This window comes from Streptomyces sp. CB01635, assembly GCF_002803065.1.
GTDB lineage: Bacteria > Actinomycetota > Actinomycetes > Streptomycetales > Streptomycetaceae > Streptomyces.
Window position 1 is genome coordinate 38,363 of record NZ_NNBL01000016.1, and the last position, 25,366, is coordinate 63,728.

Below are 25,366 nucleotides of genomic sequence, written 5' to 3' on the forward strand. Positions count from 1 at the left end.
ATTGCATGTTCGAATCCCCGCCAAGCTGCTCGGCCAGTCCGACGTTGACGCTCTCGGGGCCGCGGACATAACAGAGGGATTAGGTGTCCGCGTACTGGCTCCAGCTCGCCGACGAGTTCGGCGCCGTGGGTGCGCAGGCGGGCAATGACGTCGTCGATGTCGTCGACGGCGAACATGATGCGACGAATGCCCAGCGCGTTCGCCGGCGGGTCTTTCGGCTCGGCTGTGCCGGCCTTCGACCCCAGCAGGCATCCGCTGCGACAGTGGACACCTGCCTCCCGCAGCACCAGCCAGGACCAGCACCACGCCCATACAGCGAGGAGAAGTCCGCCATGACCGTCAAGACCGTCACGACGACGTCGGCGATGCCGGAGCTCGACCGCCCCTACGACCGCCTGGCCTCGACCGCCGTGGCGGACTTCAACCGGGACGGGTTCGTGCATCTGCGGAACGTGCTCACGCCCGAGACGATCGCCGCGTACGAGCCGACGATCACCTCGGAGGTGATCCGGCTCAACACCCAGAACCTGCCGCTGGCGGAGCGTGACACCTACGGCAAGGCGTTCCTGCAGGTGACAAATCTTTGGGAACACAGCGAGAAAGTGCAGGAGTTGGTGTTCTCCCGGCGTCTCGCACGCATCGCCGCCGAGGTGCTCGGTGTGCACGCGGTGCGGCTCTACCACGACCAGGCGCTGTACAAGGAGCCATCCGGCGGCATCACGCCCTGGCACGCCGATCAGTACTACTGGCCGCTGTCCTCCGACCGCTGCCTGACCGTCTGGCTGCCGCTGCAGGAAACCCCCATGGAGATGGGCCCGATCGCCTTCGCCCGCGGCAGCCACCACTTCGCGTACGGCCGCGACCTGCCCATCTCCGACGAGTCCGAGGCCCGCCTCAAGGAGACCGTCACCGAGCAGAACTTCGAAGACGTCGCGGAGCCGTTCGCGCTCGGCGACGCGAGCTTCCACCGCGGGTGGACCTTCCACCACGCGGGGCCCAACCGCGCCAACGTCCCGCGCCGTGTCATGACGGTGATCTACATAGACGCCGACATCCGTGTCGCCGAGCCCACGAACGACCACCAGGCCGCCGACCGTGGCTGGATGCCCGGCACCAGGATCGGCCAGGTCCCGGACACTCCCCTCAACCCCGTGCTGTACGACGCGCGCCGCTGACTGCACCGCGCCCCATGGCCACAGACATCACCGGCCATCACCGCCCGGCACCTGGTATCTTGCCCCGGCACCCTCCCCGACCGTAGGCTGAATGCGCTTTCAGGCACGACGGCAGGCAGCCGGGCACGCCACAGGTGCCGGGCGAAGGGGCGAGGCGAGACAGCAAGATGACCACTCCCACGGTGTACGACGTCGCCGAACAGGCGGGCGTCTCCATCGCGACCGTGTCGCGCGTCTACCGCAACCCCGACGCGGTCCGGGCGGAGACCCGCGAGAAGGTCCTGGCCGCCGCGCGCGAACTCGGCTACGTGCCGAGCGGCAGCGCCCGCGGGCTCGCCAGCCGGGCGACCGGCGTGCTGGGACTCTGCTTCCCCGACTTCCACGACACCGAGGCGGAGCACGCCGCGGGCGCCGAGGACGCCGAGCTGGTGCTCTACTCGGACCAGGTCATCCGCGGCATGGAGCGCGCGGCCCGGCGCCAGGGCTACGCGCTGCTGATCTCGGCCGCGCACGCCGACCAGGCAGGCCGGCAACTCGCCGAGGTGGCGGGGCGCGTGGACGGTCTGGCCGTGCTTGCGCAGTCGCTGACCGAAGAGGACCTCGACGTCGTGGGGCGCCGGCAGCCCGTCGTCCTGCTGGCCGGCGAGCGGCACGCCGGCTACGACCACGTCGAAGTGGCCAACTTCGACGGCCAGTTGGAGCTTACGCGGCATCTGATCGTCGACCACGGGCTGCGCCGCCTGGCCTTTGCCGGCGGCCCGGCGGACTCGCCGGACGGCGAGGCGCGCTTCCGCGGTTACCAGGCCGCCCACCTGGAGGCCGGACTGCCGTTGCCGAAGGCGCCCGACACCCGAGGTGACCTCACCCAGGCCGCGGGCCGCAAGGCCGCACTGGAGCTGCTCGACCGGGACGAGACCATGCCCGACGGCCTGGTGTTCGCCAACGACCAGATGGCGGTGGGCGCGCTGCACGCCCTGGAGGCGCGCGGGGTCGCCGTCCCGGACGACATCGCCGTGACCGGCTTCGACGGGATCCCGCTGAGTCGTCTGGTGCGGCCGACGCTCACGACCGTACGGCAGCCGACCGGTCACCTGGGCGAGGTGGCGGTGGAGCTGCTGATCGCCCGGCTCCACGAGCGCGACCGGGCGGCCGAGCTGCGCGTGCTGCCGGTGACGGTGACCCGCCGGGCGAGCTGCGGATGCGCACAGGAACGCACCGTTTGAGCGGTGCGCAACAGCCCTTTCCCCGCTGCGTGTTCGCGGATGTCCGCACGTTTACGGAAGCGTTACCTCCAGACCCCTTGAGTCGGTCCGCCTCGTACTACAGGGTCATGTATGCGCTTACGTACAGCGCTTACATGAATGTAGGAGGGCCCCATGACACGCACCAAGTCCGTCAGCGTAGCCGCGACCGTGGTGGTGGCGGCGCTCGCCCTGACCTCCTGCGGGAGCAGCGGGGGTGAGCAGGTGGCGGCGGACAAGAAGCAGACGCTCACGGTGTGGGCCATGGGCGAGGAGGGCACCCGCCTCAAGGCGGTCACCGACGAGTTCACCAAGCAGCACCCGAACATCACCGTCAAGGTGACCCCGGTGGGCTGGGACGTCGTGCACCAGAAGCTGGTGTCGGCCATCGCCGCCAAGAAGACGCCGGACATGGCGCAGATGGGCTCCACGATGATGGGCGAGTTCATCGCTCTGGACGCCCTGGAGCCGGTGGACACCAAGACGTTCAAGAAGTCCGACTTCTTCCCCGCAACGTGGGACAGCAACGTCAAGGACGGGACGGCGTACGGCGTTCCCTGGTACGCCGACACCCGCGCGCTCTACTACCGCACCGACCTCGCCGAGAAGGCGGGCGTCGACAAGGCCCCCACCACGTGGAAGGACCAGCAGGCTCTCGCCGCCGCCTACCAGAAGTCGGGCACCGAGTGGGGCACGGACCTGCAGCCCAGCAGCACCGGCGCCTGGCAGAGCTGGGTCCAGTACCTGTACTCGGCGGGCGGCGAGCTGATCGGCAAGGACGGCAAGCCGGCCCTCGACTCCCCCGAGGCGATACGGGCGTTCACCGAGTGGGCGAGCTACTTCAAGAAGGGGCTCGCCAAGAAGACCTTCACGCCCGGGTACGACGTCACCAAGGACTTCGCCTCCGGGAAGCGGCCGATGTTCCAGTCCGGCCCCTGGATGGTGCGCAACATCGCCGACCAGCAGCCGCAGCTCAAGGGCAAGTACAAGGTCGTGCCCGTCCCGGCGGACAAGACCTCGACCTCCTGGGTCGGCGGCGCGTCCCTCGTCACGTTCAAGAACAGCGCACACAAGGCGGCGGCCGAGGAGCTGACCCAGTACCTCACCACGCCGAAGACGCAGGCCCAGTGGTACGAGGCGGACAAGGCGCTGCCGGCCAGCAAGGCCGCCTGGGACGAGCCCGCCCTCAAGAGCGGCGGCGAGTCGCTCGCCACCTTCAAGGCCTCGCTCGACACGGCGAAGGCGATCCCGCCGCTGGAGAAGTGGAACGAGTTCGCCGCGGCCGTCGAGGGCGCCCTGGCGAAGATCTCGCAGGGCGCGGACCCGGCGGCGACCGCGAAGACGCTGCAGAAGACGGCCGAGGGGCTGGTGGACTGACCCCATGAGCACCACCACCGCACAGGCCGGTGCACCGGGTGCGGGACAGGACGCAGTGGTGTCGAAGGCTCGGGCTGACGGCACCGGGCCCGGCCGGCGCCGTCGGGACCGGCTGTCCCGCCACAATCTCGCCGGCTGGCTGTTCTCCACACCGTTCCTGGGGCTGTTCCTCACCTTCATGGCGTTCCCGATCGTGGCCACGCTGTTGATGAGCTTCACCGACTTCGGTCTGCGCAATGTCACTGATCCGCTGTCGGCTCAGTTCGTGGGCCTGGACAACTACACGAAGCTGTTCCAGGACGACAAGTTCGTCAGGGCGCTGTTCAACACGGCATACTTCGTCGTGCTCGGCGTGCCGCTCACGATCGGCAGCGGCCTGGCGGCCGCGGTGCTGCTCAACTCGGGCATCGACCGGCTGCGCACCTTCTTCCGTGTCGGCTTCTACGCGCCCGTCGTCACAGCCATCGTGGCGGTCGCCGTCATCTGGCGCTTCGTCCTCGATCCCAGCGAGGGTCTGATCGCGGGCCTCGGCCACCAACTCGGCATCCAGACACCGGACTTCCTCGGCTCCGAGACACTCGCGATGCCCTCGCTGATCATGATGGCCGTCTGGCGCAACATGGGTTCGGCGATGGTCCTCTTCCTCGCCGGTCTGCAGGCCATTCCCACAGAGGTGCGGGAGGCGGCGCGGATCGACGGCGCGGGGATCTTCCAGGAGTTCCGCAGGATCACGGTGCCGCTGCTGCGGCCCACCATGCTCTATGTCGCCGTCATGACCACGATCGGCTTCCTCAACGTCTTCGAGGAGCCGTTCGTGATGACTGACGGCGGCCCGTCGGACAGCACCCTGACGATCTCGCTGCACATGTACCGCGAGGGCTTCGACTTCTTCCACATGGGCTATGCCAGCGCCATGGCATACGTCCTGTTCGTGATCGTCCTCGCGATCACGACGCTCCAGCTCCGCCTCCTCAAGGACAAGACCTCATGAGCACGACCGAGACCCGGGCCCCGCTCGCGGCCCCGGCGGGCAAGGCGCGGCGGGATCCGGCGACCCGGGCCCGTCGGACACTCGTGTACGTCCTGCTCACCGTCGGGCTGATCGTGACGGTCGCGCCGTTCCTGTGGATGGCGCTGTCGTCCTTCAAGACGCAGCGGGAGCTGGGCGCGAGCCCGCCGGTGTGGTGGCCGACCGAGTGGACCCTGGACAACTTCCGGGAACTGCTCGACCGGATGGACGTCGGGCAGGCGCTCTTCAACTCCCTGCTCGTGGCCGTGTTCGTGACCGTCTGCAATCTGCTGTTCTGCTCGATGCTCGGCTACGCCCTGGCGAAGCTGAACTTCGTAGGGAAGCGGCCGATCTTCGGTGTCGTGCTCGGCGCCCTGATGGTGCCCGGCAACCTGATGCTGCTGCCCATGTTCGTGATGATGAGCGGGATGGGACTGATCGACAGTTACGCCGCGCTGATCCTTCCGTTCGCGGCAGGGGCCTTCGGCGTCTTCCTCATGCGGCAGTTCATCCAGGCCATCCCGGACGAGCTGCTCGAGGCGGCGCGGATGGACGGCGCCCGCGAGTGGTACATCTTCTGGCGGATCGTGCTGCCGCTGGTCAAGCCGGCCCTGGCGACACTGTCGATCTTCGTGTTCCTCGGCTCCTGGAACAACTTCCTGTGGCCGCTGGTCGCCACCAACGACCCGGGCAAGTACACGCTCCCGGTCGCACTCGCCACCTTCGCCACGGACCCGACCCAGGCGGACGGTTCGAACGGTGTCCTGATGGCAGGCGCCTTCCTCGTGGTGCTGCCGGTGCTGCTTGTCTTCGTCCTGCTCCAGCGCTTCTTCACTCAGGGCATCGCCACCGCCGGGCTGAAGTAGCCCTTCCCGCCGGCCGGTTCCCGTCCCGCGCCACGGGGACGGGAACCGGTGAATCCGTACGTCATGAATGTATGCGCATCCATTCGAGAGGCGGACCACCATGCCACCGAGGAACGCCGCACAACACGCCCTGGACCGGCCCCCGGCAGTGGCGGTCACCCTGCCACCGCCCGCCGGACTGCGCGCCGAGGACGGCACCGGCCATGTGTTCCTGACGTGGGAGCCGGTGCCGGGGGCCCGTGGTTACCTCGTGCACCGCTCGCCGTTCGCGGAGGGGCCCTACGAGCCCCTGACCGGGCAGTGCCTCCCCCGCCCTCCGTACGCCGACACCCGGGCCGAACCCGGTCGCGGCTACTGGTACAAGGTCGCGGCCCTTACCGACGACGGCCCCGGACCGCTCACCTCGACGCCCGTCCCCGGGTGCGTCAAGGCCCGGGGTATCTCCCTCGCGACCGTGACAATCACGGTCGACGCCACCGGCGCCGTACCGCCGCACGTCACCGGCGACGGCGCCCAGGCCCTGGTCAACGCCGTGGCGAGGCACACGGACGACTGCTCGCACATGTACGTCGTGGTGAGGAACACGGCCGCCGACCGCCCCGGTATGCCGCCGGGTTCGCCGGCGCTGGACCGCACGGCCGTTGTACGGGTGACCGGCCTCGCTGCCGACACCTCGTACGCCGTCTCACTGCACCGCGCGGACACCACCGACTCCGATACGACCCGCGACGCACTCACCGACACGCTCCCCCACGAACAACTCCCCCCGCTCACGACTGGACCGGACGGCGCCGCGTCTCTGTCGCTGGACATCCCGCTGCCGGGCCTGCGCTCGCTCCACCTGTCCCGTATCTGACCACGCCCCCACCTCAAAGGAGAGACCGGGATGAAACGCCGTACCTTCCTCGCCACCGCGGCGGGCGCGTCCACCGCCCTCGCTCTCGGCGCCACCGGCACGGCCGCCGGAGCCGGTACCGGCGCCCTGCTGAGCCGCTGGTTCCGCGACACGTACCGCTCCATCGAGGCCCTGACCACGGACTTCGGTCTGGCCGCGGACACCATGGACGTCACCGCGAGCACACTCACGCCGTCCGTCAACACCTCACCGACCAACATCGGTTGCGGCCTGTGGGCGACGGTCGCGGCCGGCGGACTCGGAGTCATCGACGCCACGACGATGCACCGCCGCCTCGCCCGCACCGTCACCGCCGTAGAGCGGCTGGAGCGCGCCCACGGCTTCTGGTTCAACTGGTACGACGCCTACACCGGCGAGACCCTCACGACATGGCCGGGCAGCGGCGACCCGGTAGACCCGTTCCTGTCGTCCGTCGACAACGCGTGGCTGGTCACGGGCCTGAGGATCGCCGCCGACGCCGACCCGGAGCTGCGCCCGCGCGTGGCGCGGCTGCTCGCGGACGCCGACTGGTCGTTCTACTACACGCCGTACGACGCCGCGGACCCGGCAGCCAACCCCGGCCAGTTGCACGGCGGCTACTCCACGGCCACCGAATCCTTCACCCCCCACTGGTACGGCACGCTCAACACCGAGCCGCGCATGGCCAGTTACCTCGGCATCGCCGACGGCTCGCTGCCCGGTGAGCACTACTGGCACACCTTCCGCACGCTGGAGCCGGGCGCCGAGCAGGACCAGCAGCCCGAGGGCGAGTGGGTGACGGTCGACGGTGTGCGGCTGTGGCGCGGGCACTACACGTACCGGGGCCGCAAGATCGTCCCCTCCTGGGGCGGGTCGATGTTCGAGGCGCTGATGGTGCCGCTGTTCGTGCCGGAGGCGGCGTGGTCGCCGGGCGCGTGGGGGCTCAACCACCAGCGCTACGTGCGCAGTCAGATCGAGCACGGGATGGTCGAGGAGGCGTACGGCTACTGGGGCTTCTCCCCCGCCGACGTCCCCGCGGGCGGCTATGCCACGTACGGCGTGGACGCCATCGGCATGGCCGTCGACGGCTACACCTCCGGGGGCGTGGTCACTCCGCACGCATCCTTCCTCGCGATGCCGTTCGCACGCGACGAGGCGGTCACCAACCTGCTGCGCATCGCCCGGGACTTCGGGGCGTACGAGGACGGCCTGGGCTTCCGTGACTCGGTCGACGTGAACACAGGCCGGGTCAGCGACTACATGCTCGCGCTGGACCAGGGCATGATCGCGGCGGCACTCGCCCAAGTGCTCAAGCCAGGGCTGCTGCAGGGCCCGTTCCGCAGCGGAGGGTTCGCGCGGCGCGTGCGGCCGCTGCTGGCGAAGGAGAACTTCGGAGTATGACGGATCCGAGACACGGACAGGGCCGTCGCCCTGTCCGGCGCCCCAACATCATCGTGATGATGACCGATGACCACGCAGTGCCCGCCATCGGCGCGTACGGAAGTGTCATCAACCGGACTCCGGCGGTGGACCGGCTGGCGGCCGAAGGCATGCGGTTCGACAACGCCTTCTGTACGAACTCGATCTGCTCGCCCGCCCGCGCGACGCTGCTCACCGGCGCGTACAGCCATGTCCACGGCATGACGACGCTGGAGCAGCCGGGGCAGAAGTTCGACGCGCGTCAGCCGTCGTTCCCCGAGATGCTGCAGGCGGCGGGCTATCAGACGGCGATCATCGGCAAATGGCATCTGGGGCACGGCGGGGTCAGTGACCCGTGCGGCTTCGACCACTGGGAAGTCCTGCCGGAGCACGGGCAGTACCACGACCCCACATTCCTCACCGCCGACGGTGAGCACAAGCACGCCGGCTACGTCACCGACATCATCACCGACCTGGCCCTGAACTGGCTGGACGGGCGGGATCCCGACCGGCCGTTCGCGCTGCTGATCCAGCACAAGGCGCCGCACCGCGCCTTCGAGCCGGCCGAGCGCCATCGCCACCTGTACGAGCACGAGGAGATTCCGGCCCCGGCCACGCTCCACGACGACTACGCGAACCGGGCGGGCGCGGCGGCCGAGGCGCGCATGCGGATGTCCGATCTGCTGCCGCAGGACCTCAAGATGCCGGTGCCCGAAGGGCTTTCGGAGCGTGCGGAGCGGGAGTGGCGCTATCAGCGCTACATCAAGGAGTACCTGCGGGTCATCGCGGGGCTCGACGAGAACGTGGGCCGGGTCCTGCACTACCTCGACGTCAGTGGGCTGACCGAAGACACCGCGGTCGCGTACACCTCCGACCACGGTTTCTATCTGGGTGAACACGGCTGGTTCGACAAGCGGTTCATGTATGAGCCGTCGCTGCGCATCCCGTTGGTCGTGCGCTGGCCGGGGGTGGTGCAGCCGGGGTCGTCGTGCGACGAGCTGGTGGCGAACGTCGACTACGCGCAGACGATTCTCGACCTCGCCGACGTACCCGCGCACGAGCGGATGCAGGGCAACAGTCTGCTGCCGCTGCTGCGCGGCGAGCGGCCGGACGACTGGCGTGACGCGGTCTACTACCGCTACTTCGAGCACCTGGACGTGTGCCATGGCGTGCAGGCCAGTTACGGGATCCGCACCCGGACGCACAAGCTGATCCATTATCCGGGCCACGGTTCGGGGCAGGCCGGGGCGTCGCCGGACACCCGGGCACCGCAGTGGGAGCTGTTCGACCTGGAGCGGGATCCGGACGAGCTGCACAACCGGTACGACGACCCCGAGTATGCGCAGGTCGTCGAGGACCTCACGGCGCGGCTCACCGCGCTGCAACTGCGCTACCTGGACACACCGGAGCACGTGAGCACCGAGGAGCCGCGATGACACAGCAGTCAGTGCCGGTCACTACCCCCGGTTTCGCTCCGAGGCGCAGAACCGTCCTGGGCGGCCTGGGCGCCGGGGTCGCCCTGGCGGCGGCCCCTGGGTCGCTGAATTCCGCAGCGGCGGCCGCGAATACCCGGTCTCCGGGCGATGGGTCCGCCGCCTCCGTCACCTACCGCGACAAACAGTTCCTCATCGACGGCGAACCGACTGTTGTCCTTGCCGGTGAGATCCACTACTTCCGCCTCAAGCGCGCGGACTGGCAGTCCCGGCTCGACAAGGCGAAGGAAGCAGGACTCAACGCAATCGCCACGTACATCCCATGGATGTGGCACGAGACCGCGGACGGCTCGATCGACGTCACCGGCCGGACGAGGCCCGAGCGCGACCTGGGCGCTTTCCTCGACCTGTGCCGGGAGAACGGCTTCCATGTCATCGCCAGGCCCGGTCCGTTCACCATGGCCGAACTGAAGGGCGAGGGCGTCCCGCAGCGGGTGCGCACGGACCACCCGGAGATCGTGCCGACGGGCTGGAACGGCGACAAGGCCACCACGGCCGCCGTCGACTATCTGGCGCCCGCGTACCTCAGGGAGGCCAGGCGCTGGTACGACGCGGTGATGCCGGTCATCGCCGAGCGCCTGCACCGCAAGGGCAGACCCGGCGTGATCGCCTGCCAGCTCGACAACGAGATCGGCATGCTGCCGTGGGTCAGCAACGGGCTCATCCTGACCGACCGTTGCCTGCGGGACTTCAACACCTGGCTGGACACGACGTACGGGAAGGATCTGGCCGAGCGCTATCCGTTCGCGGGTGGCAGCGCCGGCGAACGCGACGCCGCGATCCGGGCCCCGAAGGACGGCTACGCACCCGCCCTCATGCACGACCTGGGGACGTACATGCGCGGCGCCATCGCCGACTACGCGGCGCGGCTGCGCTCGTACGCGGAGGCGGGCGGGGTTCGCGGTATCCCGTTCCTGATCAACATCCACGGGACGGGCGGCGGGAGCGCGGAGAACTTCCCGATCGGTGTCAGCCAGCTGATGGAGTCCTACGCGGGCAAGCCAGGGATGATCTCCGGCGCGGACTTCTACCTCGGCGACCTGACCCTCGGCAACGTGACGGACCTGTATCTGGTCAATGCGTTCATGGACGCGGTCAATGACAGTGATCAGCCGTTGACGGCCCTGGAGTTCGACGCCGGGCACGCCGACTACGGGGACGACCTGAGCAATGAGACAGGGCGCGGGGCGGTCGGGCTCAAGACGCGGCTCTGTGTCGCCCAGGGCGCGAAGATGATCAACTACTACCTGTTCGCCGGCGGCTTCAACCCGAAGCTCGACAAGCCGGTCGGCGACGGCAACGACCGCATCGGCATCACCGGCGAACGCCATGGCTTCGCCGCGCCCGTCGACCCCGAGGGCAGGCCCGGCGTCAGCTTCGCCCCCACGAGGGAGACAGCGCAGGCCGTCCGCGGACTGGCCGCGGCGCTGGCGCCGATGAGGGCGGAGTACGACGACGTGGTGCTCGGCTTCGTGCCCGACCACTACCTCACCGAATACCGGCCGCCGGACAGTGCCGCCGTGCAGGCCCTGGTCGACGACGTGACGGGCACCCGTGGCTTCGGGCCGCGTGGCGCCCTGTCGCGGGCCATGCTGCTCGGCGGCTTCCGGTACCGGAGCGTCGATCTTCAGGCCGCGGACCTGGATCCGGCCGAGCAGCCGGTCCTCGCCCTTGCCACAGGGCAGTACCTGGCACGCGTGGTGCAGGAGCGTCTCGTGCGGTACCTGCGGGCGGGCGGGCAGCTGCTGTTGTCGGGTCAGACGCCGGACAAGGACATGACGAGCGCGTCCTGCACGGTACTGCGGGAGGCGCTGGGCCTGACACCCGGCAAGACCCTCACGGACGCGAACCAGTTCTGGCTGTCCGCGACCGCGCACGGGTGGGCGGCGCCGCGGGCCGAGATCCGGGTGCCCAAGGCTCAGTTGTGCTCGGCGAGCCGGGGCGAGACGGTCCTGCGTGAGGTGTCCACGGGGGACGGCTGCGGCTTCGACATCCCTGTGGGCAAGGGGCGGGCGGTCGTGATCACCACGGCGTACCGTTGCGACCTCGACTTCTGGCTCAGCGCCTTCAAGGTTCTGGGCGCGGTACCCGCGATCACTCACAGCTCCACCGACGCGGGCGTCTTCATGCTCACCACGAAGGACGAGCACGGCGGCCGTCTGCTGCATGCCTTCAACGTCACCTCCGGCTACGCCCAGTCCTGCACCGTCTCCGAAAAAGGCAAGGCCCTGTTCGGTGGAGAGCGGCTGCACCTCGAGGGGGCGAGCGCGGCGATGCTGCCGCTGGGCCTCATGGCGGGCGGGCTGCGCATCGCGTACGCGACCGCCGAGATCTCCGGGATCGCGGACGGCGAGGTCACCTTCCGCGCACTGGGCGGCGAGGCAGTCGTGGCCGTCGACGGCCGGGCGCGGTGCGAGGACGCCAAGTCCTCTTACGAGGGCGGGCGCACGATCCTGCGCGTACGCCGCGGGGAGTTCACGGTCCGCAAGGGCTGACGCCGGTAACAGGAGGGGCCGCGCCGCCGGAAGGCGGTGCGGCCCCTCCTGTTGTGGGTTACAACTCGAAGATGCCGTAGCCGAAGCCCTCCGCGCTGATCCTGCCCCCGCTCACCGTGACCCCGGATGCCACCACCGGGGTGGCGGTGTCCTTCGGTGCGGCTGCGTCCGCGTGCTCGCCGCGCGGGTTGACGACGACGAGGTAGCGGCCGCCGCGGATGTAGGACAGCGGGTAGCCGTCGTGCAGGACTTCGGTGCTCCCGTCGGGACCGAGTTCCGGGGTGGCGCGGCGCAGGGTGATGAGGCGTCGGACCAGGTTCAGAAGGGAGTCGGGGTCGGCCTGCTGGGCGGCGACCGTGGGCCGGTTCGCGTCGGGGTCGACGGGCAGGTAGAGCTGGTCGGCCGGGGCAGTGGAGAAGCCCGCGTTGGGAGTGTCGTTCCACTGCATGGGGGTGCGTGAGCCGGCCCGGTTGTATCGGGGGCCGAGGCGGCTGCCCTCGTGGTCGGGCAGGCCGGGGACGTAGCGCATGCCGATCTCGTCGCCGTAGTAGATCGCGGGCAGCGTCGGCCAGGTGAGCTGGAACGCGAAGGCTGCGGGCAGCTGCTCGGCGGTGCGGGGCCCGCAGGCCAGGCGGGAGAAGTCGTGGTTGGCGGTGGGCAGGGCGATGAAGCCGGCGTCGCCGATGGCGTCGCGGGCCGCGCGCCAGCCGTCGAGGAAGGTACGCGGGGAGCCTTCGCCCGAGGCGTCGAAGTACGGGGCTTGCGGCGCCCAGGGCTCACTGACCGTGCCTGTGAAGTTGTTCCACAGGGAGCGCAGGTACAGGCCGTCGTTCTCGGAGCCGAACTGCAGGAAGAAGTCGGCGTGGAAGCCGGCCGGGACGGAGGTCGCCGGGTCGCCCCATTCGGACAGGAGTGCCGCGTGCGGGTGCCTGGTGTCGAGCCAGCCGCGCAGCTCCCGCCACAGCTTGGCGGTTTCGACGTGGCCGGGGTCGTCCTTGATCAGCGATGCGGCCATGTCTACGCGGAAGCCGGACAGGCCGAGGGAGAGCCAGTGGTCCATGATGTCGCGCAGGGCGCGGCGGTTGGTGCGGGGCCCTTCGGCGTCGACGGGCAGGCGCCAGGGCTCGTCAGCGTTCATGTGGGCGTGGCCGAAGTTGAGGGCGGGCTGCGACTCGAAGAAGTTGGGCTGGTAGAAGCCGGAACGGGTGCCGGGCGAGGCGACGAAGCCGGGCGGTGCCGTCTCGGTGTCGGCCCAGATGTAGCGCTGGTCGGCGGGGTCGTCAGCCGATGCCTTGAACCAGGCGTGTTCGTCGGAGGTGTGGCCGGCGACCAGGTCGAGCAGGACGCGGATGCCGCGGCGCCGGGCGGCGTCGACGAGGTTGACCAGGTCGTCGTTGGTGCCGTAGCGCGGGGCGACGGTGAGGTAGTCGCTGACGTCGTAGCCCGCGTCCCGGAACGGCGAGGCGAAGCACGGGTTGAACCAGACGGTGTTGACGCCGAGCCAGGCGAGGTGGTCCAGCTTGGCCTCGGCACCGGCGAAGTCGCCGATGCCGTCGCCGTCGGAGTCGGCGAAGGACTGCGGATAGATCTGGTAGAGGACGGCGTCGGCGAGCCACTCGGTGGCGGGGCGGCGAGAGGTCATGGGGTGGGGTCCTCCGAGGACGGTCGGGGTGGTGCGGTGTGCAGAACAGCTTCGATCGGCAGGTGGTCGCTGGGGAAGCGGCCGCTGGGCGCGAAGGTGTGGGCGTGTGCCGAGCGGACCCGGACGCCTCGCGAGACGAGAATCCAGTCGATGCGCTCGCCGTCAGGGACCGGGGGCAAGTAGTCGTGGAAGGTGCCCAGGTCCGGGCCGCGTTCCTCGGCCGCGTCCCAGGCGTCCACGAGTCCCGCGTCGGCGAGTAGGCGGATGTACGGCGAACTGTCCGGTCCCGCGGGGGTGTTGAAGTCGCCGGTGACGACGGTCGGGATGTCGGGTGCGAGCGTGCTCAGCCGCTCGGCGAGCAGGGCCGCGGAGCGTTCGCGGGCGCGGGCGCTCGCATGGTCGAAGTGGGTGTTGGCGGCGTACAGCTCGCCACCCGTGGCCAGGTCGCGGAAGTGGACCCAGGTGACCATGCGGGGGCAGCCGCCGCCCCAGGTGTTGGAGGCCGGGATGTCCGGTGTGCCGGAGAGCCAGAAGTGACCGTGTGTCAGGGGGGCCAGGCGCCGGCGGTCGTAGAAGATGGCCATGAACTCGCCGTCGTCACCGCCCTCCCGCCCCTCTCCGATCCAGCCGTAGTCGTCACCGTACTCGCCCAAGGCGGCCTCGACATCGTGCACTTGGTGCCGCAGGCCTTCCTGGGTGCCGATGAGGTGAGGACGTTGACGGCGCAGTAGCTCGGCGACCGTCTGTCTGCGCTCGGGCCAGGTGTGGGGCGGGTTGTCCCAGTGGACCTGCAGATTGAAACTCATGACGTGCAGTCCGCCCCCGGCCGTCGGAATCCCGAGGTCGGCCATCAGAAACCTCCACCCACTTGTATGCGCTTCCTGAATGCGCTTACATGACTGGCGCACACGTTAACTTCGCATGGGCGATGCGGCAATAGAGCGGTGAGGGGCTCGCATGCTTCGAGGATATGAGGACCAGGTCAAGGGGCTTCTCGACCAGATGACCACCGCGGAGAAACTGGGTCAGCTGCAACAGCTGACCTGGACCGGTGACACGGGTCCCGGCGGCGGCCAGACCGCGCACATCGAGGCGGCGGCGCGCGCCGGTCTGCTCGGCTCGGTGCTCAACATCCATGGTGCGGCGCACACCAACGCCCTGCAGCGGATGGCCGTCGAGGAGTCCCGGCTCGGCATCCCGCTCCTCTTCGGCCTCGACGTCATCCACGGCTTCTGGACCACGTTCCCGATCCCGCTGGCCCAGGCGGCCTCCTTCGACCCGGAGGTGGCCCGCCGCGACGCCGAGGTGTCGGCAGCGGAGACCCGCTCGAACGGTGTGCGCTGGACGTTCTCGCCGATGATGGACGTCACCCATGAGCCGCGCTGGGGCCGCATCGCGGAGGGCTGCGGCGAGGATCCGTACGTCAACGCCGCCTTTGCGGTGGCCAAGGTCCGCGGCTACCAAGGTTCCGACGGCGGCGGCGAGTTGGCGGACGGGGAGCGCATCGCGGCGTGCGCCAAGCACTTCGTCGCCTACGGCGGAGCGGAGGGCGGCCGCGACTACAACACGGTCGATGTCTCCGAGCAGCGGCTGCGCAACCACTATCTGCCGCCCTTCAAGGCCGCCGTAGACGCGGGCGTGGCCACGGTGATGGCCGCGTTCAACACGGTCGCGGGGGTACCGGCGCACGGCAATCCGCACACGATGAACGCGATCCTCAAGGAGGAGTGGGGCTTCGACGGCTTCGTCGTGAGCGACTACACGGGTGTCGAAGAACTCATCGCGCACGGCTTCGCCGAGGACGGTGCCGACGCGGCACGCCTCGCCTTCAACGCCGGGCTCGACATGGAGATGGTCTCCACCAACGTGACCGAGCACGGCGAGCAGCTCGTGGCCGACGGCCTGATCGGCGAGACCCGCCTCGACGACGCGGTCACGCGCATCCTGCGCCTCAAGTTCGCCCTCGGCCTGTTCGACCAGCCGTACACCGACGAGCCCGCCGAGATCACCGGTCCGACGCCGGCCGCACGGGAAGCGGCGCGAGCCGCCGGCGCCCGGTCGATGGTGCTGCTCAAGAACGACGACGGTCTTCTCCCCCTGGAGCGCACCACACCCTCGATCGCGGTCGTCGGCCCGCTCGCGAGCTCCACGGACCTGCACGGCACTTGGGCCGGTCCCGGCGGCTTCCACCTTCCGTCCGTGAGCATCGTGGACGCGGTGCGCACGGCGGCGCCCGACGCCCGCATCATCCACGCCGATGACGACATCACGGCCGCGGTCGCCGCGGCGCAGGAGGCCGAAATAACGGTCGTCGTGGTCGGCGAACCCCCCGCGCTCAGCGGCGAGGCGTCCGTGCGCAGCGACATCGGACTGCCCTCCGGGCAGGAGGAGCTGATCGCCGCCGTCGCCGCGACCGGCAAGCCGTACGCCGTGGTGCTCCTGAACGGCAGGCCCCTGACGATCGGCGACTGGCTGGACACCGCGCCCGCGGTCCTTGAGGCCTGGCACCCGGGCATCGAGGCGGGGCACGCCGTGGCGGACGTGCTGTTCGGCACGGTCAACCCCGGCGGCAAGCTGCCCGTGTCGTTCCCACGGGCGGTGGGCCAGATTCCGGTCTACTACAACCACGAGAACACCGGCCGCCCCGCCCATGTCCTGGGCGCCGACCCGAAGTTCGTCTCGAAGTACCTGGACCTCGAAGAGACCCCGCAGCTGCCGTTCGGGCACGGCCTGAGCTACACGACGTTCACCACCGGCGCCCCGGAGCTGCGGCGTGCCGAGATCACCCGCGATGAGCTGGCGGCGGGCGAGACGCTCGAGGTCACGGTGACGGTCACCAACACCGGCGACTGCGTCGGCGACGAGGTGGTCCAGCTCTACATCCACGACGTCGCGGCGAGCATCGCCCAGCCGGTGCGCCGGCTGCGCGGCTTCGAGCGGGTGACGCTGGAGCCGGGCGGGAGCACAACGGTCCGCTTCCGGCTCGGCGCCGATGACCTCGGCTTCTGGACGAACGACCCGGCAGGGACGTACGTCGTGGAGCGCGGCCGCGTCGACGTCTACGCGGGGACGAGCTCAACGGCAGAGGCACGCTGCACGCTGCACATTCTCTGACGGACAGTACGGTCTTCCGGCCGACGCCGTGGCCGACTTCTCGTGGTTGGTCACGGACCTGGACATGTGATGCTTTTCTCGGCTGGTCAGCGGGCTTCGAGGCCGGACACCGCGGCGGCCATGCGGTCCACCGCTTCGCGAAGGATCGCCGAAGAGGTGGCGTAGTTGATCCGTACGAACCCGGCGCCCCCGCTGCCGAACGCGTGCCCTGAGCTCAACGCGACCCGCGCCTGGTCGAGGAACAGCTGGGCGGGGCCGGCGATGTCGCTGACCACCGGAGTGGCGGTGGTCGGCGACGTCGTATGGAGGCCGAGGGTGCGGCAGTCGAGCCAGGCGAGATAGGTGGCCTCCGGCCACATCAGGGCGAGCCCGGGAAGTCGCTCGGCGATGAGGTCGGCGAGCAGCGCCCGGTTGGTGTCGAGGCCACGCAGCAGCGCGTCCAGCCAGGGCCGTCCCTCCTCGAAGGCGGCGGTGTGGGCGAGGATGCCGACGTGGCTGGGTCCATGGCTTACCTCCTCCGGAAGCCGGTGCAGGTCGTCGACCGCGTTCGGTCCGGCTACCAGGAGTGCCGCCTTCAGACCGGCGAGATTCCAGGCCTTCGACGCGGAGTGCAGGGCGAACGCGTCCTCGGCGCCGGGGAGAGTCAGGTAGGGGACGAACTCGGCGCCGGGCAGGACCAAGGGCGCGTGAATCTCGTCCGAGACGACTCGCACTCCGAAGGACCTGGCCAGAGCAGCGACCGCGATGAGTTCGTTCCTGGTGTGCACGGTTCCGGTGGGGTTGTGGGGGTTGGCCAGCAGCAGCACGGTCCGTGCGGAGACGCGCTGGGCCGAGGCGAACGCCACCCGGAGCGTCTCCATGTCGAGTCGGCCGTCGGGTCCGAGCGGCGCTTCGATCACTCTCCTGTCGGCGTGGGTGACGAAGGCGTAGAACGGCGGGTAGACGGGCGGGCACACCACCACGGCGTCGCCCGAAGACGTGATCAGCCGCAGCGCCTCGACGATGCCCATCATCACGTCGGGGACGATCGCGGTCTGCTCGGCCTCGAGGCCCCGCCAGTCCCAGCGGTCCGCGGCGAACGACTGGAGGGCACGGGCGTAGGCACGGCCGCTGGGATAGCCGGTGTCGCCGGCGGCGATGGCCTCGTGCAGCCTGGCCGCGACCGGCTCGGCGAGCGGCACGTCCATCTCGGCCACCCAGAGGGGCAGTACGTCGGCCGGAAAGGTGGTCCACTTCATGCTGGTCCGGGCCCGCAGCTGGTCGATCGTCAACTGTTCGAGCGGGTTCATGATCGACGGATCCGTGTCGGATGGCATGGTCGCGATGCTAGCCACGACCCGAGGTCGGGTCGATGACGGCGCGGTGTCCACGGATGTGGCCCCACTGGGCTTCCCCATGGGCAGTGGTGCAGGAGCGGGAGGCCTTGTCAGCCCTACGTCGGATCCGAGCCGTCCGCCTTTACGACGCCTCCCGGTCGGCGTGCCGTCGGCCGATCAGGTGCAGGTCGGTGTCCGTCCGGCGAGAGCCTCCGCGGCGGCCTGCCCGCCGTCTCCTTGGACGACGGCGCCGGGAATGCCGAACTCGACCAGGACCGGGGCCGTCTCCAGGGGCAGTGCGGGTGCGTCGGGTGGGGTGACGCGCAGGGCGCGGCGGGCGGCGGCCGGTCCGAGCTCCCGGTCCGGCTGCGCGATGGCAGCGGTGTTGGCGAGGTCCCGTTGCCAGGCGGTGAAGTCTCCGGGCGTGCCAGGAACGTCACTTCAGCAGTGGCGGCACCGCAGGCACCTCGATCGCGTTCTCGATGTCCGACTCCGTCAGCTTGAAGGTGTCGGGGTAGGCGTCGCGCTGGGTGCGGCGGGCGGGTTCGATGGTGCGCCAGGTGTAGAGGCAGCGGCCGCACTGGACCACGTCCCACACGCCCGGGACGGGGGACGTGGCAAGCAGGGAGATCTCCGCAAAGGCGCAGCGAGGGCATTCAACAGGCATGTGGTTCAAGGGAGTTGTCCTTTCGGCGAGGATCGGTGGGGTCAGCCGCGGGCCGCGATGAGGCGCTGCAGGCGAGCGGCCCACTCGGCGGTCTCGGGCAGGTCCTTGGCCGGAGTGGAGAAGTTGCCGCGGATGTCCGGGGCGACCGGCGTCGTCGCATCGATGATCATCTTGCTGCTGATGCCGGCGGGCTGCGCGGCGGGCGCGAGTTCCAGGACCGACAGGTTGGGAATGACGACGACGTCGTCCTTCGGGTTGACCTTGGCGGACATGGCCCACATGACCTGCGGCAGGTTGAACGGGTCGACGTCCTCGTCGACGAGGATCACCTGGGCCACGTAGCCGAGCCCGTGCGGCGTCGTCATGGCACGCATGCCGACGGCCTTGGCGAAGCCGCCGTACCGCTTGGCCGTGGAGATGATCACCATCAGGCCGTGTGTGTACATGGCGTTGACGGCCTGCACCTCGGGGAACTCGGCGCGCAGCTGCTTGAGCAGCGGCACGCACGTGTTGGGGCCGACGAGGTAGTCGCACTCCGTCCACGGCATGCCGAGGTAGAGCGACTCGAAAACCGGGTTCGTGCGGTACGAGACGCGGTCCACGCGAATGACGGGCATCCGGCGGCCCCCCGAGTAGTGACCGGTGAACTCGCCGAAGGGGCCCTCTATCTGGCGCTTGCGGGACTCGATGACGCCCTCGATGACGACCTCGCTCCCCCAGGGCACGTCGAAGCCGGTGAGCGGCGCGGTGGCGATCGGCGCGGGCGCGCCGCGCAGGGCGCCCGCCATCTCGTACTCGCTCTGGTCGTACGCCATCGGCATCCCGGCCACGATCGCCATCACGGGATCGTTGCCGAGGGTGATGGCGATGGGCAGGTCCTCACCCTTCTCCTCGGCCTTGCGCAGGTGCTGGGCCACGTCGTGCATGGGCACGGGCTGGAAGGCGAGCCGGTTGGTGCCGATGACCTGGATGCGGTACGTACCGACGTTCTGCTTGCCGAAGTCGTCCGGGTCATCCGGGTCACGGGAGACGACGGCGGCCTTGTCGAGATAGAAGCCGCCGTCTCCGTCGTTGAGGCGGAAGAGGGGAAGCACCGAGAACAGGTCGACGTCCTCGCCCTCCTGGGTGTTCTCGCGCCAGGGGGCGTCCTCGCGGCGCTCTGGCGCGACGGGGAAGGCGTCCCAGCGCCGCGCGAACTCCTCCACCTGCTCCTTGACCGGCGTGTTCTTCGGCAACCCGAGCGCGAGCGCGTGGTTGGCCCACGAGCCGTGCACGTTCATGGCGATCCGGGCGTCTGTGAAGCCCTTGACGTTGTCGAAGTGGAGGGCGGGGGCGTTCTCGCCGATGCGGCCCGTCGCGTTGGCGGCGGCCGCGAGATCCGGCTCGGGCAGCACCTCGTCGGTGATGCGCAGCAGCTGCCCCTCCTTCTCCAAGGTGTCGAGGAAGCTGCGCAAGTCGTCGTAGGCCATGGTGAATTCCTTTACGGGGCAGGGGACTTCAGGCGGCGTCGCCGAAGGATCGGGAAGCGGCGCGGGCGGCGCGCATCCCGGCCCAGCGCCGGGCGGCGGGCGCGGGCAGGTCGAACTGGTCGAGGATGCGGGCCACCACGTGGTCGACGATGTCGTCGACGGTCTGCGGGTTGTTGTAGAAGGCGGGCATGGGCGGCACCAGTTGCACGCCCATGCGGGCGAGTTCGAGCATGTTCTGGAGGTGGATCTCGTTCAGCGGTGTCTCGCGCGGGACGAGGACGAGCCTGCGTCGCTCCTTGAGAACCACGTCGGCGGCCCGGGCGACGAGCCCTTCGGCGTATCCGGTCCTGATCCCGGCGAGGGTCTTCATGGAGCACGGCACAATCACCATGCCGTCGGTGCGGAACGACCCGGAGGAGATGGTGGCGCCCTGGTCCTCGGGATGATGCGTGACGTCCGCGAGGGCGGACACCTCGGCCACGGACAGGCCCGTCTCCAGCTCGATGGTGGTGCGCGCCCAGCGGGACAGCACGAGGTGCGTCTCCACGCCCGGCAGCTCGCGCAGATTCTCCAGCAGACGGACACCGAACGGGGCACCCGTCGCCCCGGTCATTCCCACGACCAACCGCATTGGACCACCTCAAACACGTCGCTGACCTGTGCTTTCACGCTACTGAGCGATCTGGACGCGGCAGCGGTACCCTCGGGACCATCGATGGGGAAAAACGGACACCCTGCAGGGCGCCCCGACGTCAGGGACCTGGAGTACACCCCGGCCGTGGGCGCACCGGCCGGAGTCGAGGTGATGGAACTCGCCGACCTGCTCGAACGCTCGCGGCGCCACGGCAACGACCCGTACGCGCCCCTGCGCCCCGCCTTCCACCAGCTGATCGGCGCCCGTGAACGGCCGCTGCGCATGTGGGTCGACTTCGTCGAACACGAGCTGAGGCCCGGGTCGTGGCTGTGGATCCGGCCGGGGCAGGTGCAGCGGTTCGGCCCCGACCTGGTGGCGGCGGACGGGGTGATCGTGCTGTTCCAGCCCGGCTTCCTGCCGCCGGCGACCGTTTCGGCGGCACACATGGATCCGCCGTACGAACAGCGCCCGTCGGTCCTCGATGGCTCGGACGCGGAAGGCGTTCGCCGGGCGCTCGACCATCTCGTCTACGAGTACGGGGCGATGGCCTCGCTCCCCCTCCAGGCACATACCGAGGTGCTCCGCGCGCTGGTGTCCGTGCTCGTGGTGCGGCTCGCGCAGGCGCGCGGCCCGGCGCCGCGGCCGACCACCGCGTCGGAGACGTTCCGTCGCTTTCACGCGGCCGTCGAGCGGGACCACGCGGTGACGCGGCGCGTCGAGGACTACGCGGCGGCGCTCGGCTACAGCACGCGCACGCTGACCCGGGCCACGCTCGCCGCGACGGGACGCACGGCCAAGCAGTACGTCGACGACCGGGTCCTTCTGGAGGCCAAGCGCCTGTTGCAGCACAGCGGCCTGACAGCGAAGAAGGTCACCGTCCGGCTCGGGTTCACGGACGCGAGCGACTTCACGAAGTTCTTCCGGCTGCGGACGGGCATGACGCCGGGAGCGTTCCGCGGAACGTAACCCCGGCGGACGCGTACGCGAGGCGCTCGCCGGGACGGCTCCCGCTCCAGAGGCAGCGCGCGAACCCGGAGAACGACACAGATCACATCCGCCGCCCCCTTGACCCCCGACGTTCAAACCGGTTTAGTCGGCCTCGTTCAGCGACTCAAACCGGTTTAAGGACTGGTTGCGGACCAGCGTCCCGTGTCAGCTGGACGGTTCGTCGCGCTCCGGCTCGTCCAAGGCCGCACCCAGGGAGTCCAGCACCATGGCACGCAAGCCCACCATCGCGGATGTCGCACAGCGTGCGGGCGTCTCGCGCGCCACCGTCTCCTTCGCGCTCAACGACCGGCCCGGCATCGCGGGGGAAACCAAGGCCCGGGTTCTCGCGGCCGCCGCCGACCTCGGCTGGACGCCGAGCCATCAGGCACGCGGCCTCTCCCTGGGCAAGGCCGGAGCCTTCGGTCTGGTTCTGGCCCGCGAGGCGGAGCAGATCGGGGCTGACCCGTTCTTCCCGGCGTTCATCGCCGGCGTCGAAGCCGTCATCGGGCAGCGCGGCGACGGGCTCATGGTGCACGTGACCACCCCCGAGCACGAGCAGGGCGTGTACGAGCGCCTTGCCGCACAGCGGCAGGTGGACGGTGTCCTCCTGACCGACCTGCGCCGCGACGACCCGCGTCCCCCGCTCATGCGCGAACTCGGTCTGCCCGCCGTCGTGGTGGGCCAGCCCGAGTGGGGCGGCGGTCTGACGGCGGTGAGCCTGGACGACGAGCCCGCCTACGCCGACGCGATCCGCCGGCTCGCGGACCTGGGACACCGGCGCATCGCCCACGTCGAGGGCCCCCAGGAACTGCGGCACGCCCACCGGCGCCGGACGGCCTGGGAACGGACGCTGGGCACGCTCGGTCTGCCCGCAGGACCGGTGCTGCCCGGCGGGTTCAGCCCTGAGGGCGGCGCCCGGGCCACGCGGGAGCTGCTCACGCTCCCCGAGCCCCCGACCGCGATCGTCTACGGCAACGATCTCGCCGCGATGGCCGGGCTCTCGGTCGCCCAGGAGCTGGGCGTCCGCGTCCCCGATCAGCTGTCGGTGGTCGGCTACGACGACGCTCCCCTGACTCGGTACAGCTACCCGCCGCTCGCCTCCGCCCGCGCGGACGCCCGCGGCTGGGGAGAGGCGGCGGCCCGCGCCCTGGACGCGGTGATCGCCCTCGGCACCGCGGCACACGTAGAGCTGCCGCCCGCCCAGTTCGTGCCCCGCGCGTCGATCGGGCCCGTGCCCCGCGAGTGACGCGGGGACCGCACTCCCGCACGCAGGGACCAAGCACCGGTCGCGCTGGCGCCGACCGGAAATTCCGCTCGGCGACGAGGCCGCGCGTGAACAGTTCGGAGATCAATCATGCTGAGGAGAACGGCGTACGCGCTGCTCGTGCTCGCACTCGCGGGCACGGCGACAGCCTGCGGCCGGTCGGCTCCGGATCCGGCCGCCGCCGCTGACGCGCGCGGTCCGATCACGGTCTGGCTTTCCAACAACGCGCAAGAGGTCCAGTGGGGCAAGGCCATGGTCGCCTCGTGGAACGAGCGCCATCCCGACCAGCACGTGACAGCGCAGCAGATCCCGGCAGGCAAGACGTCCGAGGAGGCCATCAGCGCTTCGATCATCGCGGGGACGACGGCCTGTCTCGCCTTCAACACCTCGCCCGCGGCGGTGCCGACGTTCCAGAAGCAGAACGGGCTCGTGTCCCTCAGTGACTTCCCGGACGGCGAGAAGTACATCACCGAGCGCGGTGGCTCCCTCACGGACCAGTACCGGTCGACGGACGGCAAGTTCTACCAGCTGCCCTGGAAGAGCAACCCCGTCATGATCCTCTACAACAAGAAGCTCTTCGCAAAGGCAGGTCTGGACGCGGAGCACCCCAAGCTCGCGACGTACAAGGAGTTCCTCGACACGTCGCGCAAGCTCGTGCACAGCGGCGCCGCGAAGGCGGCGATCTGGCCGTCTCCCAGCAGCGACTTCTTCCAGCCCTGGTACGACTTCTACCCGGCCTTCGCCGCGCAGAGCGGCGGCAAGCAGCTGATCGAGGACGGCAAGCCGCAGTTCGACTCGTCCGCGGGCCGCCAGGTCGCGGGGTTCTGGCGCAAGCTCTACGCCGAGAAGCTGGCGCCGCAGGAGGCCTACCCGGGCGATTCGCTCAACGACGGCAAGGCCGCGATGGCCACGGTCGGTCCCTGGGCCCTCGCCGCGTACAAGAACAGCGTGGACATCGGTGTCGCGCCGGTCCCGACCGCGGACGGCGGCTCGGACAAGCACTCGTTCAGCGACGAGAAGTCAGCGGCGATGTTCAGCTCCTGCAAGAACCGGGCCACGGCCTGGGACGTGCTCAAGTTCGCGAGCTCCGCCGGCCAGGACGGGAAGTTCCTCGAGACGACCGGGCAGATGCCGATGCGCGAGCACCTGACCGAGAAGTACGCCGGCTACTTCAAGGCGCACCCGACGTACAAGGCCTTCGCCGACCAGGCGGAGCGCGTCGTCGAGGTGCCCAACGTGCCGGGCTCCATCGACATCTGGCAGACCTTCCGCGACGAGTGGACGAAGTCGGTCGTCTTCGGCCGGGAGTCCACACCGTCGGGTCTGCGCAACGCCTCATCCGAGATCACCGACCTGCTGAACGAGTACGGGGACCCGTCATGAGCGTGAATCTCCAGTCAGCGCCCGCCGCCGTCAGGGACAGCGCTCCCGCCCGGCGGGAGGGTCCGCGCAAGGCCCGTGGCCTGTCCCGTGTCGGCGCCCTGTTCGTGTCGCCGTACGTGCTGTTCCTCGTGGTGGTCTTCGCCGTCCCGCTGGTCTACACGGTGTGGATCTCCTTCCACCGCTTCTACTTCACGGCTCCGGGCACCGACGTCGACTCGCCATGGGTGGGCCTGTCGAACTACAAGGACGTCTTCACCGATCCCGTGGTCGGCCGGGCCTTCCTCAACATCGTGATCTTCCTGGTCATCAACGTGCCGCTCACCGTGGGCGTCTCGCTGGTCCTGGCCACGGCACTGAACGCGAAGATACGGGGCCGCGCGTTCTTCCGCGCCGCGTTCTACCTCCCCTACGTGACCGCGAGCGTCGCGCTGGTCGCTGTGTGGCAGTTCCTGTTCGGCTCGGACGGGTTCGTCAACCACCTGCTGGGCTCGCACGCTCCCGACCCGTCGTGGCTGGTGAACTCGCATCTCGCGATGCCGATGATTGCCGTCTTCGTGACCTGGAAGCAGCTCGGCTTCTTCGTGATGCTGTACCTGGCTTCGCTGCAGAACGTCGGCAAGGAGCTGTACGAGGCGTCCGCCATGGACGGCGCGGGCCGCGTGCGGCAGTTCTTCTCGGTGACCGTGCCCGGTGTGCGTCCGGCGACGACGCTCGTCGTGATCTACGCGATCATCACCGGCGCCAACCTGTTCAGCGAGCCGTATCTGCTGACCGGGGGCGGCGGTCCCGACCACGCCTCCACCTCGCCGGTGCTGCTGATGTACCAGAAGGGCATCGAGCAGGGGCACCCCGACTTCGCGGCCGCGCTCGGCGTCGTCCTCGTCGCGTTCGTCATGGTCGTCTCGCTCGCCGCCCGCAAGCTCGCCGAGAGGGGCAACTGA

At 69.7% G+C, this 25,366-nt stretch carries 20 protein-coding genes; 14 read left to right on the forward strand and 6 right to left on the reverse strand.

The window, feature by feature from the left end; translation table 11 throughout:
* The first annotated feature begins 332 nt into the window (after positions 1-332).
* From CG723_RS30410 to CG723_RS30450, 9 genes are all read left to right on the forward strand, one after another.
* Positions 333-1,175, forward strand: coding sequence for a phytanoyl-CoA dioxygenase family protein (locus CG723_RS30410; RefSeq protein ID WP_100596733.1), 843 nt, complete (start codon positions 333-335; stop codon positions 1,173-1,175).
* A 167-nt stretch (positions 1,176-1,342) separates the two neighbouring features.
* Positions 1,343-2,398, forward strand: a complete 1,056-nt coding sequence (locus tag CG723_RS30415; RefSeq protein WP_100596734.1) for a LacI family DNA-binding transcriptional regulator — start codon at positions 1,343-1,345, stop codon at positions 2,396-2,398.
* A 153-nt stretch (positions 2,399-2,551) separates the two neighbouring features.
* On the forward strand, positions 2,552-3,793 hold the full coding sequence (locus tag CG723_RS30420) for an extracellular solute-binding protein (protein WP_100596735.1): 1,242 nt from the start codon (positions 2,552-2,554) through the stop codon (positions 3,791-3,793).
* Between the two features lie 4 nt (positions 3,794-3,797).
* On the forward strand, positions 3,798-4,784 hold the full coding sequence (locus tag CG723_RS30425; RefSeq protein WP_100596736.1) for a carbohydrate ABC transporter permease: 987 nt from the start codon (positions 3,798-3,800) through the stop codon (positions 4,782-4,784).
* Positions 4,781-5,668, forward strand: a complete 888-nt coding sequence (locus CG723_RS30430) for a carbohydrate ABC transporter permease (protein ID WP_100596737.1) — start codon at positions 4,781-4,783, stop codon at positions 5,666-5,668. Before CG723_RS30425 ends, CG723_RS30430 begins: the two co-directional genes overlap by 4 nt.
* Before the next feature lie 100 nt (positions 5,669-5,768).
* Positions 5,769-6,524: a fibronectin type III domain-containing protein gene (locus CG723_RS30435; RefSeq protein ID WP_234374597.1), complete on the forward strand. Its 756-nt coding sequence runs from the start codon at positions 5,769-5,771 to the stop codon at positions 6,522-6,524.
* A gap of 30 nt (positions 6,525-6,554) precedes the next feature.
* On the forward strand, positions 6,555-7,943 hold the full coding sequence (locus tag CG723_RS30440) for a glucoamylase family protein (protein WP_100596738.1): 1,389 nt from the start codon (positions 6,555-6,557) through the stop codon (positions 7,941-7,943).
* Positions 7,940-9,397: a sulfatase family protein gene (locus CG723_RS30445; RefSeq protein WP_100596739.1), complete on the forward strand. Its 1,458-nt coding sequence runs from the start codon at positions 7,940-7,942 to the stop codon at positions 9,395-9,397. Before CG723_RS30440 ends, CG723_RS30445 begins: the two co-directional genes overlap by 4 nt.
* Positions 9,394-11,949: a beta-galactosidase gene (locus CG723_RS30450; RefSeq protein ID WP_100596740.1), complete on the forward strand. Its 2,556-nt coding sequence runs from the start codon at positions 9,394-9,396 to the stop codon at positions 11,947-11,949. The genes CG723_RS30445 and CG723_RS30450 overlap by 4 nt, the downstream gene beginning before the upstream one ends.
* A 58-nt stretch (positions 11,950-12,007) precedes the next feature.
* Here the strand turns inward: CG723_RS30450 and CG723_RS30455 are convergent, their stop codons facing one another.
* Together CG723_RS30455 and CG723_RS30460 are read right to left on the reverse strand one after the other, a co-directional pair.
* Entirely contained in the window at positions 12,008-13,591 is a 1,584-nt protein-coding gene (locus CG723_RS30455) for an alpha-amylase family glycosyl hydrolase (protein WP_100596741.1), read from the reverse strand.
* Positions 13,588-14,442: an endonuclease/exonuclease/phosphatase family protein gene (locus tag CG723_RS30460; RefSeq protein WP_100596742.1), complete on the reverse strand. Its 855-nt coding sequence runs from the start codon at positions 14,440-14,442 to the stop codon at positions 13,588-13,590. The genes CG723_RS30455 and CG723_RS30460 overlap by 4 nt, the downstream gene beginning before the upstream one ends.
* Before the next feature lie 106 nt (positions 14,443-14,548).
* On the opposite strand from CG723_RS30460, the gene CG723_RS30465 reads away from it, so the two are divergent.
* Positions 14,549-16,705, forward strand: coding sequence for a glycoside hydrolase family 3 N-terminal domain-containing protein (locus CG723_RS30465; protein WP_100596743.1), 2,157 nt, complete (start codon positions 14,549-14,551; stop codon positions 16,703-16,705).
* An 86-nt stretch (positions 16,706-16,791) separates the two neighbouring features.
* On the opposite strand, the gene CG723_RS30470 is transcribed toward CG723_RS30465, so the two are convergent.
* The 4 genes from CG723_RS30470 to vdcB all read right to left on the reverse strand — a co-directional run bounded on the left by CG723_RS30470 (position 16,792) and on the right by vdcB (position 20,788).
* On the reverse strand, positions 16,792-18,021 hold the full coding sequence (locus CG723_RS30470) for a MalY/PatB family protein (RefSeq protein WP_100596744.1): 1,230 nt from the start codon (positions 18,019-18,021) through the stop codon (positions 16,792-16,794).
* A 436-nt stretch (positions 18,022-18,457) separates the two neighbouring features.
* The gene (locus tag CG723_RS30475; RefSeq protein WP_267893741.1) at positions 18,458-18,697 is read right to left on the reverse strand and encodes a non-oxidative hydroxyarylic acid decarboxylases subunit D; all 240 of its coding nucleotides are present in this window, start codon (positions 18,695-18,697) and stop codon (positions 18,458-18,460) included.
* Between the two features lie 32 nt (positions 18,698-18,729).
* Positions 18,730-20,157: a non-oxidative vanillic acid decarboxylases subunit C gene (gene vdcC / locus CG723_RS30480; RefSeq protein ID WP_100596745.1), complete on the reverse strand. Its 1,428-nt coding sequence runs from the start codon at positions 20,155-20,157 to the stop codon at positions 18,730-18,732.
* Between the two features lie 28 nt (positions 20,158-20,185).
* The gene (gene vdcB / locus CG723_RS30485) at positions 20,186-20,788 is read right to left on the reverse strand and encodes a non-oxidative vanillic acid decarboxylases subunit B (protein ID WP_100596746.1); all 603 of its coding nucleotides are present in this window, start codon (positions 20,786-20,788) and stop codon (positions 20,186-20,188) included.
* Positions 20,789-20,872: 84 nt separating this feature from the next.
* On the opposite strand from vdcB, the gene CG723_RS30490 reads away from it, so the two are divergent.
* From CG723_RS30490 to CG723_RS30505, 4 genes are all read left to right on the forward strand, one after another.
* Entirely contained in the window at positions 20,873-21,757 is an 885-nt protein-coding gene (locus CG723_RS30490) for a helix-turn-helix domain-containing protein (protein WP_100596747.1), read from the forward strand.
* Between the two features lie 247 nt (positions 21,758-22,004).
* The gene (locus CG723_RS30495; RefSeq protein WP_100596748.1) at positions 22,005-23,024 is read left to right on the forward strand and encodes a LacI family DNA-binding transcriptional regulator; all 1,020 of its coding nucleotides are present in this window, start codon (positions 22,005-22,007) and stop codon (positions 23,022-23,024) included.
* 108 nt (positions 23,025-23,132) lie between these two features.
* A complete protein-coding gene (locus CG723_RS30500) occupies positions 23,133-24,425 on the forward strand; it encodes an ABC transporter substrate-binding protein (RefSeq protein WP_100596749.1) in 1,293 nt (430 codons plus the stop codon).
* Complete coding sequence (locus CG723_RS30505) at positions 24,422-25,366, forward strand: carbohydrate ABC transporter permease (protein ID WP_100596750.1); 945 nt, start codon at positions 24,422-24,424, stop codon at positions 25,364-25,366. Before CG723_RS30500 ends, CG723_RS30505 begins: the two co-directional genes overlap by 4 nt.